The 8,035-nt window shown below is 33.4% G+C and carries 8 protein-coding genes; 3 read left to right on the top strand and 5 right to left on the bottom strand.

Going from position 1 to position 8,035, the window contains the following annotated elements; all coding sequences use genetic code 11:
• Positions 1-20 precede the first annotated feature (20 nt).
• A complete protein-coding gene (locus tag RQ907_RS06355) occupies positions 21-143 on the bottom strand; it encodes a hypothetical protein (protein ID WP_311492541.1) in 123 nt (40 codons plus the stop codon).
• Positions 144-250: 107 nt separating this feature from the next.
• Between RQ907_RS06355 and RQ907_RS06350 the strand changes: the two genes are divergently transcribed.
• The gene (locus tag RQ907_RS06350) at positions 251-739 is read left to right on the top strand and encodes an RNA polymerase sigma factor (protein WP_311492540.1); all 489 of its coding nucleotides are present in this window, start codon (positions 251-253) and stop codon (positions 737-739) included.
• Positions 726-1,571, top strand: coding sequence for a zf-HC2 domain-containing protein (locus RQ907_RS06345; protein WP_311492539.1), 846 nt, complete (start codon positions 726-728; stop codon positions 1,569-1,571). The genes RQ907_RS06350 and RQ907_RS06345 overlap by 14 nt, the downstream gene beginning before the upstream one ends.
• 15 nt (positions 1,572-1,586) lie before the next feature.
• On the opposite strand, the gene lepA is transcribed toward RQ907_RS06345, so the two are convergent.
• Together lepA and lepB are read right to left on the bottom strand one after the other, a co-directional pair.
• A complete protein-coding gene (gene lepA / locus RQ907_RS06340; protein ID WP_311492538.1) occupies positions 1,587-3,398 on the bottom strand; it encodes a translation elongation factor 4 in 1,812 nt (603 codons plus the stop codon).
• A 15-nt stretch (positions 3,399-3,413) separates the two neighbouring features.
• On the bottom strand, positions 3,414-3,986 hold the full coding sequence (lepB, locus tag RQ907_RS06335; protein ID WP_311492537.1) for a signal peptidase I: 573 nt from the start codon (positions 3,984-3,986) through the stop codon (positions 3,414-3,416).
• Positions 3,987-4,131: 145 nt separating this feature from the next.
• Here lepB and rpsT point away from each other — a divergent pair, with 145 nt between their 5' ends.
• Positions 4,132-4,389: a 30S ribosomal protein S20 gene (rpsT, locus tag RQ907_RS06330; protein ID WP_311492536.1), complete on the top strand. Its 258-nt coding sequence runs from the start codon at positions 4,132-4,134 to the stop codon at positions 4,387-4,389.
• A gap of 403 nt (positions 4,390-4,792) precedes the next feature.
• On the opposite strand, the gene holA is transcribed toward rpsT, so the two are convergent.
• Both holA and RQ907_RS06320 read right to left on the bottom strand, forming a co-directional pair.
• Complete coding sequence (gene holA / locus RQ907_RS06325; RefSeq protein ID WP_311492535.1) at positions 4,793-5,809, bottom strand: DNA polymerase III subunit delta; 1,017 nt, start codon at positions 5,807-5,809, stop codon at positions 4,793-4,795.
• On the bottom strand, positions 5,806-7,995 hold the full coding sequence (locus tag RQ907_RS06320) for a DNA internalization-related competence protein ComEC/Rec2 (protein WP_311492534.1): 2,190 nt from the start codon (positions 7,993-7,995) through the stop codon (positions 5,806-5,808). Before RQ907_RS06320 ends, holA begins: the two co-directional genes overlap by 4 nt.
• Positions 7,996-8,035 lie beyond the last annotated feature (40 nt).

The raw sequence follows: 8,035 nt of genomic DNA, 5'->3' as shown, positions 1-8,035 counted from the left end.
AGTTGTGGCCAACCAGCCATTTAAAAAAACCCTGTTGTCTTGGCATATTGGTAAAAATCTTCCAAATCATTATCATTAAAGGCCCTTAAAAGGAGCCTATCAGTTTTAATTACTAAGTCTGTAAAATCAACCTTTATATCCATATGTCCTCCTTTAATCTGATAGGAATACTATACAATAATGGAATTTTTTTTAAAATTTTGTAAGATATGATTAAGTTATTTGTCTACTATATGAAGGGGGAGGAGCCATGGATATAGAAAAAATTTATAGGATATATTTTGATGACTTGTATAGGTTTTTGCTATATCTATGCAAAAACAAAGAAGTCGCCGAGGATATATGTTCAGAGTCATTTATAAGGACTATGAAAAATATTGAAAATATCGAAGATTCTAAAGTAAAATCCTACCTATTTCAAATAGGCAAAAACACCTATTATAACTATTATAAGAAAAACAAGAGGATTTTACTGACATATAGTATCGAAGATTTTGACTTAGCTTTAGAATCTTTTGAAAAAAACATTCTGGAAAAAGAAAATTTAACCGACTTAGAAAAGGCTATAGAAAAACTCGAAAATCCCTACAAAGACCTTGTAAAATTAAGACTCAACGACCTAACTTTTAAGGAAATCGGAGAAATTTACCACAAAAACCAAAACTGGGCCTGCGTTGTCTACCACAGGGCCAAGGATAAATTAAAAATACTATTGGAGGAAAATAATGAAAAATTGTGATATTGTAAAAGATTTGCTTCCCTTATATAAGGAGAATCTTTTAAGCCAAGAATCAGAAAAATATGTCGAAGACCATTTGAAAACATGCAAAGAATGTGAAAATATTCTAAAAGAAGATATAAAAATCGAAAACAAAAATACAAAGCCACTTGATTTTGTTGAAAAAAGGATAAAAAAAGAAACCAGGTATTTTACCTTGGCAGTCCTTGCCCTAATCGGCTCTATCCTTATTTTTATCATCTCCTACCTCAACACTCCAAGGCACATTGAATATGAAAAAGACTTGTATAAGGTCTATAGGAGTGATGATATCTATACTGTAGAATTTTCTCCTAAGGTTAGTGGTATTGACTATACTGACACAGAAGATGCCACCTACCTTGACGCCTACACAACAAAATACGACGAGATTTTTAATAAAAATATGCCAAAAAAAGCTATAGTCTTTCACAAAGATAAGCTGAAAACCGTTCTCTACCAAAACCACGAATCTATGCCAAAAATGGTCATAGGATCTGGCGAAGTTCGTCAAACTCTACTTCCAAGATTGGTCTTTAGTTTATATGCCTGGATATCAATCATCGGATTTTTTGTAATAGCTTTTGCCATATTTTTACAAGAAAAACTCAGAAAAAAATCCCTAAGTCTACCAATAAAAACCCTACTAATAGGCGGTCCCCTATCACTTTTCTTAGGAATAATTTCTATAAAAGGACTTAATACACCTACCTATTACCCAATAACAGATTTTAAATATATTGTCATTCTAAGCTTGGGAATCTATTTATTTTTGATTTTCCTAAGCCTAGCAAGAGAGCAAAAAAGGATGTGAAACCACATCCTTTTTCTATTCGTCATCTAATTTTAATACTGATAGGAAGGCGTCTTGTGGGACTTCTACGCTACCAAGTTGGCGCATCTTCTTCTTACCTTCTTTTTGCTTTTCAAGAAGCTTTTTCTTCCTTGAAATATCGCCACCGTAACACTTGGCGATTACATCTTTTCTAAGAGCTTTTACAGTCTCTCTCGCTATAATCTTGCCACCTATAGCAGCTTGGATTGGCACAGCGAATTGTTGTCTTGGAATCTCATCCTTTAGTTTTTCAACAATACCACGGCCCCTAGCATAGGCATTATCCCTGTGAACAATAAGGGATAAGGCATCGACATTTTGCTCATTAATCAAGATATCAAGCTTAACAAGATCAGAAACTTGATAATCTTTTACTTCATAATCCAAAGAAGCGTAGCCCTTGGTCCTTGATTTTAGAGAATCAAAGAAGTTATAAATTACTTCGCTTAGAGGAATCCTATACTTAATTGACACCCTATTTTCATCTATATAGGTCATATTTATTAATTCTCCTCGCCTAGATTGGGCAAGGTCCATAACTTGACCTATATATTCTTTTGGAGTTATAATCTCAGATACAGTCACAGGTTCCTTTATATATTGGATTTCAGTTGGGTCTGGGAAATCATTAGGATTTTGTAATTCTTTTTCATTCTCCACACCCTTTAGCTTAATTTTATAAATTACAGATGGAGCTGTTGCGATTATATCAAGGTCGTATTCTCTTTCAAGTCTTTGGGTGATGATATCCATATGAAGAAGGCCTAAAAAGCCTGCCCTCAAACCAACACCTAGGGCCTGGGAATTTTCTTGTTCAAAGACCAAAGCTGCATCATTTACCTGGAGTTTTTCCAAGGAGTCTCTTAATTTATTAAAAGACTCACCCTCAGCAGGATAAATACCAGAATAAACCATAGGTAGGACTTCCTTGTAACCTGTAAGTGGCTTATCAGTAGGATTTTCAACAGTTGTTATAGTATCCCCTACTCTCGCATCCTTAACTTGCTTGATAGATGCTTCTATAAAACCAACATCACCACTCCTTAGTTCCTTGGTAGCAACCCTGCCCCTTGATGTATAGCCAACTTGGTTTACCTCAAAAACCTTGCCAGTATTCATCATCTTTATCTCATCCCCAGGTCGAACCACCCCTTCAAAGACCCTTATGTAGCAAATTACTCCCACATAAGAATCATAATAAGAGTCAAATATAAGAGCCTTGAGAGGCTTATCATCATGATCTTCTGGAGCTGGAATATTATTAACTATATCTTCTAGCACATCTTCAATATTTAGGCCAGTCTTTGCTGAAACCAAAGGTGCCTTTTCAGTATCAAGACCGATTTCATTTTCAATTTCAAGCTTAACTTCATCAACTCTTGCACTTGGTAGGTCAATTTTATTTAAAACTGGAAGGATTTCCAAATTTTGTTCCAAAGCTAAGTAGGTATTAGCTAGAGTCTGTGCCTCGACACCTTGACTTGCATCAACAACTAAAATCGCTCCTTCACAAGCCTTAAGAGATCTTGAAACCTCATAGTTAAAGTCAACGTGACCTGGTGTATCAATTAAATTTAGGTCATAAACCTTACCATCATCGGCCTTGTAATGGATTTTAATTGACTTTAACTTGATTGTAATACCACGTTCTTGCTCAAGCTCCATATCGTCAAGCATCTGCTCTTTTATATCCCTTTGGCTGATATTTTCGCTTCTCTCAATTAGCCTATCAGCAAGGGTAGACTTGCCATGGTCAATATGGGCAATAATAGAAAAATTCCTAATATTATCTTTTCTTTTTGTCATATAACTCCTACTAAACTATTTATCATAAGGATGATTGTCAATCAAACCAGCATCAGAAAATGGATATACCCTTAAAAATGCATGGCCAACAATTTCTTCCTTGTATATCTGTCCAAAATCTCTTGAATCATTGGAATTAGTCCTGTTATCACCAAAAACTAAGTATTCCTTGTCACCTAGAACCCAACCTGTTTGATCAGTTTTAGCTGGTGTTTCATCAACTGACACATATTTTTCCTCAAGTTTTTCGCCATTAACATAAACATTTCCATTCCTTAATTCAACAAGGTCTCCAGGAGTGCCTATTACCCTCTTTACATAAAGTCTATTAGGAAAATCTGGAGCATTTAAAATAACAATCTCTCCCCTATGATAATCCCTAAAATGCTTACCTATCTTATTAACTATTAGCCAATCTCCATCATGAAGGGTATTTAGCATAGACTTGCCTGACACAATTGTAGCATCAATAATAAATTGCTTTACAAAAAATGTAATAGCAAGGGCGATAATAATAGTCTTAACCCAATCCCAAATGGTGCTTAAAAGCGAATCTTCTTTTTTATTTTTTATATTTTCTTCTTTCATTTCTAACCTCTCATTTCTTATTAATTATATACTACTTGGCCCTAATTCTCAAAAAAATTTGCTAAATATAAATAAAAACTTGAGCTTTTTATAAAATTATGGTAGAATACATAAGTCAAGCAAAACAGAAGAGAGGTGAAAATAGATGGCAAACATTAAATCTAGTCAAAAAAGAATTGAAATTGCTAAGAGAAATAATCTTAGAAATAAGTCTAGAAAATCAGAAATCAAAACTTACATCAAAAAGTTTGAAGCTGCAATAGAAGCAGGCAACCTAGATGAAGCAAGAGAAATCTTCAAAGTTGTTGATAAAAGATTAAAACAAGCTGAAAGCAAAAATGTTATTCACAAAAACAGAGTAGCATCAACTACTTCAAGACTTGCTAAAAAACTAAACGCATAAGAAAATGAGTGATAATCAGTACTGGATCCTAACATATGACTACTGATGATCACTCATTTTAAATGTAGTAAAAAATTTTGTAAGCAAAATTTTTTGCGGTTTTCACAATTTATCAAGCAACGAAGTTGCGCAGAGAAATTGTGAAAAACTTTATGCAGCGAAGAAGAGGGGACGCGACGAATAGGAGCGTTGCTTCTTCTGAGTCGCAAATTGTATCTTAAAACTGTAAGAAAAATTTTTTACGGTTTTAACAATTTTACAAGCACAAAGTACGTAGGGAAATAACGGAAAAACCTTATGCAACGAAAAAAGCCCGATGCGATGAATAAAAGCATTGGGCTTTTTGAGTCGTTTTTTCTATAACTTAAAACTTCAAATATCTTCAAAAAATATTTTGGCAATTTTATTTCATCCCCACAAAGGCAATTAATTTCAACAATTCATCCTTCATATCAAAGGCCTCTGACTTTGACCTTATTTCCATATCCATTAACCTGTCATTTATATCTATCAAGGTATCCATCTTATAATTTCTAATATTGTTTTTTGCCTTCCTGAGCTCGAAGGACCCAATTTTACTAGCTTTCATTATAAAAGAATCGTTAAAATTAGCTTCACTTAGACTTTTTACTGCTGTTAGTATCCTAAACTGCCTAATTATCATATGGTAAATCATAAAGAGGTCTTCACCAGATTTCTCCATTAGGATGAGGATTCTTAGGGCTTCTTTTGTATTTTTACTAGCTATAGCATCAGTTAGGTTAAAGATATTTAGGTTTAAAACCTGGTCTAATTGGTCTTCTATATCTTCTTTTTTTATGATTTCGTCAGATGAATTTGAAATAATCTTATCAACAGAATTTACAATTTCAAACAAATCTATTTCGCTATTATAGGTCAAATACGAAAACCTATCGATTATCTCGTCTATATATTTGTTAGAAATTTTTTTATTATTTTTTACAAACCTCCTGCCGATAAAGGACCTTAATTCATTATTATTTAGCCTGTCAATTTCAACAATCGTCCCACTTTTACCAATCGCCTTATAAAATTTCCCCTTAAAAGGACTTGTATCTGAAAAAATTAAAAGTGTCGCATAGGATGGAAAATCTTTGGCATCTTCTGCCAACTTATCCAAAATTAGGCTATAATTTTTGACCCCATCCTTGGAAAGGTCTATATTTTGCCAGATAATAATTTTTTTATCTTCCATAACCGGATAGGTCTCATAAGAATTTTTTATTGTCTCAAAGTCTGTGTCGCCCTTAATTTTTATTAGGTTGAAGTCCTTTATATTTACAAGTCTTTCTGCTTCTTCGATTATGGTTGTATTTAAATATTCCTCTTTGGAATCAAATAAATATATGCCAGATGTTTTTAGACTTGTAAAATTTTTGAAAAAGTCTATATATTTCACCTAAAAAATCCTCCTTTCAAGTATTTTTCCACCCTAACTCTACCCTTGTAAAAGTTGATTTTTACTAGACCGTCAGTTTGGGTGTTGTATTTTGTTATATTTCCTACATTTTCTAGGGCCTCTTTGCTTGGATGGCCGTAGGTATTATCCCTGCCAGCTGAAATTAGGACCATTTTGGGATCTACTTTTTTTATAAAGTCTTTTGAGCTAGAATGCGCCGACCCATGGTGGGACAATTTTAGGATGTCAGCCTTAACCCTTAATTTATCTTCATATGGCGATGACAAATCACCCATAGTCAAAAGTGTATTTCCCCTTATATTGATTAAAAGTCCAAGTGACTGGTCGTTTTTTTCAGTTACTCCTAAAGTTCCATCATAGACACAAGTAATAAGACCATGGCTTAATTTAAATTTATCACCCTTTTTCATAAAAATCGGCCTATACTTTTCCTTAAATTCTTTACTAACCTTATCATCAGTTATGATTTTTTTCACCCTAATATTTTCCATCAAGATATCAAGATTTCCTGCATGGTCGGAGTCTTCGTGGCTTATAAAGGCCGCTTCTATTTCATTAATGCCTAGGCTTTTTAAGTATGGGACCAAAATACTTTTTCCCGAATCATAGTCCTTGTACTTTGGCCCGCCCACATCTACCATGTAATATTTTCCCCTATCATTTAATAAAAAGGCATCTCCTTGGCCTATGTCTATCATTTGGTATTCTATAGGCCTATCTAGGCTCCTAATTCCAAGGGAAATTAGAACAATGATAAGGGCAGTTTTTAAAAATTTTCCCAAACCCTTCTTGGTTTTCATATTTGATAGGACAAAAACTAAGACAAAGAGAAAAAGACTAACAAAGATACTTTCTGTCACAAAATCTAGGGAGAAAAGTTTAATATTTGCCAATACTTCGGTTATACTTATAATTGACCTAATCAGAATATCTAAGATTATAAAACCTGGTTGTAAGAAATTTCTTAGTATAGGATATAGGAATACCAGGCTAAAAATAAGGTACATTGCTACTTCAAAAATTGGCACAACCAAGAAATTTGCAAGGATACTTAGGAAGTTAAAAAACCTAAAATAATATACGCTAAAAGGCAAAACTGCAAATTGGATACTTGTAGTAAAGGCAAGCTCATCTCTTAAAAAGCCTTCCTTAAAAAATGTCTTTAGCCTTGGGTAAATCCTGTATATTGCAAGCATAGTCATAAAAGAAAGGATGTAGCCTGTATTTAAAATAGCAAAGGGATTTATAAATAAAATCAAAATCGCAGCCACCATTAAGGCCTTAACCCTATCTACCCCTCGCCTTAATAAAAATCCTAAAAAAATAATTGTGCTAACTATCAAAACCCTAAGGATTGAATAAGCAAAACCTATTATATATCCATACAAAAGTCCAAGACAAAGTGTTATGACCCTTGTTTGCTTGTAGGAAAATCCGATTTTAGATAAGACAAAAACCATGAAGGTCATCAGCAAATCAAAATGAAAACCAGATATAGCCAGGATATGGGCAAGGCCCAACATATTTATATTTTCCTTTTCGTATAGATTATCTGCCAGTACAAGGGAAATCACAAAGTCAGACGATTCTTTGGATAAATTTCCCCTAAAAATCCTATTTATATATGAGTAAAAATTCCTCCTAAGACCGAGGAAAATATTCCTAGACCTTAGCCTAGTTGTTTCTGGGTGAAGTTTTTCCGGCTTAAATTCTAGACCAATCCCCTTAGAAATAGCATAAAACCTATAGGAAAACAAGTTTGGATTGGTATTTCTCCTTACAGCTTTGAGGTCACCTTTACATTCCAACCTTTCTCCTATATCAAAGTCCCCCTCATTAAACATAAAGGCTTTTTCTTTGCTTTGGTCAATCTTAATGGTGTACCTAAAAGCGTTTTTACTCTTCTTTTTGTCAAGAATAGTAAATCTTATATTTACATTTTTGTTTTCTTTAGGATTTATTTTATGAAATTTAAGGTTAGCCATGGTGAAGCCACACAAAATTGCAAGGAAAAATATGGTGTATGTTTTATTTTTTCCATAAAAAATTATCCCTAAAGACCCAAAAACACGTCCAACCAATAAGATATTTATATTTTCATAAGCAATAAAGCCCAATATTCCAAGGATTAGACCTAAGAGTACAATGGCAATTCTTTTTTTCATAAAAACCTCTATTTAATTATATCATATGATATAATAGATT

It is taken from the genome of uncultured Anaerococcus sp. (genome assembly GCF_963510575.1).
Taxonomy (GTDB): Bacteria; Bacillota; Clostridia; order Tissierellales; family Peptoniphilaceae; genus Anaerococcus.
Note: the sequence above shows the minus strand (reverse complement) of the source record. Positions and strands in the feature narration are given on the sequence as shown.